The following is a 1,852-nucleotide window of genomic DNA, read 5'->3' on the forward strand; positions in this document are numbered from 1 at the left end:
GCCCCGCCCCCGCCGAGGTCTACCCCGTCCCGGAACTCCCCGCCGCCGCCGACCCCGGCCCGCGCGCCGGGCGCGCGGCCGTCCTCGCCGTCCACGGCCTCACCCGCAGCTTCCCCCGCCACCGCGGCGGCCTGCTGCGCCGCCGGGCCGGCGAGGTCCACGCCGTGGACGGCGTCGACCTCGACATCCGGCAGGGCGAGACGCTCGGCCTGGTCGGCGAGTCCGGCTCCGGCAAGTCCACCACCCTGTACGAGATCCTGCGGCTGGCCGCCCCGCAGGGCGGCCGGATCGAACTGCTCGGCCAGGACACCGCCACCCTCGACCGGGCCGCCGTCCGAGGGCTGCGCTCCCGGGTCCAGATCGTCTTCCAGGACCCGGCCGCCTCGCTCGACCCCCGGATGCCGGTGGGCGACGCCGTCGCCGAACCGCTGCTCGCCCAGCGCACCCCCGCCGCCGAGGCCCGCCGCCGCGTCCCCGGACTGCTGCGCCGGGTCGGCCTCGACCCCGCGCACGCCGACCGCTACCCGCACGAGTTCTCCGGCGGCCAGCGCCAGCGGATCTCGATCGCCCGCGCCCTCGCCGTCCGCCCCGACCTGCTGGTCCTGGACGAACCGGTCTCCGCGCTCGACGTCTCCGTCCAGGCCGGCGTGCTCAACCTGCTCCAGCAGCTGAAGGCCGAACTCGGCCTGGCCTACCTGTTCGTCTCGCACGACCTGTCGGTGGTGCGCCACCTCGCCGACCGGGTCGCCGTCATGTACCTCGGCCGCACCGTCGAGACCGGAACCGCCGAGGACGTCTTCACCCGCCCCCGCCATCCCTACACCCGGGCCCTGCTGGCCGCCGTCCCGCTCCCCGACCCGGCCGCCGAACGCGCCCGCCCCCGCCTGCTGCTGGCCGGCGACCCGCCCTCCCCGGCCGAACGCCACCTCGGCTGCCCGTTCCGCGCCCGCTGCCCCGTCCACGCCGCCCTCACCCCCGACCGCCGCGAACGCTGCGCCACCGACCCCCCGCGCCCCGCCCCGGCCGCCCCGGGCAGCGACCACACCGCCGCCTGCCACTACCCGGACTGACCGTGCGCCGGGCCCGGCCGGCAGCGTCGGGGCCCGGCCGGGCTCAGGAGACGGTCCACTGCCCGACGCTGTCGGCCAAGCCGCTGTTCAGCGCGGACTGCACCTTGGCGATCTCGGAAGAGGTCGGGACCGCGAAGGTGACGAACCCGAGGGCGGTGTCGCCCGGGGCGATCGTCACCGTTCCCGAGAACGACGGACCCGCGGCGGTCTCCTGGTAGGTGTCGGTGAAGCGCCGGCCCTCGGTGTCGACCAGTTGCGCGCCGTTGCCGGGCCGGTGGGCGGCGTGCAGCGCGGCGGCGCCGCCCGAGAGCGACGCCGCGATCACGTGCACCGGCCCCGGCCGGTCCGCTCGCGCAGGTGGTCGCAGGCCGCCCGGATGTCGTTGGCCACCGAAGCGATCGTCAACTCCGACTCCTACCCGTCACCGGCCCCGTGCGCCCGCAGGGCGAACCGCAGACTCGTCACGGCCGAGTCGGCCAGGCCCGCGGCCAGGCGCGTGAAGAAACCGCCCTCCTCCGGGTCACCCCCGGCCCGTGGACCAGCACCGCTGCCCGACCGGCGTCTGCGCCGAACGGATCGTGCCGAACAGAGCGGTACCGTCCAAGGACCGGAACTTCGTTTCGACATCGACCACGCGCAGATCGTAGCCATCCCGCTCGGGCCGCCGGGCCCGGAACGTCATCAGCCGCCTCGCAGGCTCGACGGCAGGACGCCCGCGTACGGCGCCGCCCCGCGCCCCGGGGCGTGCTCGCCTCTCAGGCCGGTGCGGCGGGAAGGTCGCC

The 1,852-nt window shown here is 76.8% G+C and carries 2 protein-coding genes; one reads left to right on the plus strand and one right to left on the minus strand.

Going from position 1 to position 1,852, the window contains the following annotated elements:
• Positions 1 to 1,070 (plus strand): ABC transporter ATP-binding protein (locus OO48_RS33805; protein WP_033223441.1); only part of this gene is annotated, 1,070 nt, incomplete at its 5' end.
• A 43-nt stretch (positions 1,071 to 1,113) separates the two neighbouring features.
• Here OO48_RS33805 and OO48_RS33810 read toward each other — a convergent pair.
• Positions 1,114 to 1,401 carry a hypothetical protein gene (locus tag OO48_RS33810; RefSeq protein WP_051733401.1) on the minus strand — a complete coding sequence of 96 codons (288 nt, stop codon included), beginning with the start codon at positions 1,399 to 1,401 and terminating at the stop codon, positions 1,114 to 1,116.
• Positions 1,402 to 1,852 lie beyond the last annotated feature (451 nt).

Source organism: Kitasatospora phosalacinea (assembly GCF_000716545.1).
Taxonomy (GTDB): domain Bacteria; phylum Actinomycetota; class Actinomycetes; order Streptomycetales; family Streptomycetaceae; genus Kitasatospora; species Kitasatospora phosalacinea.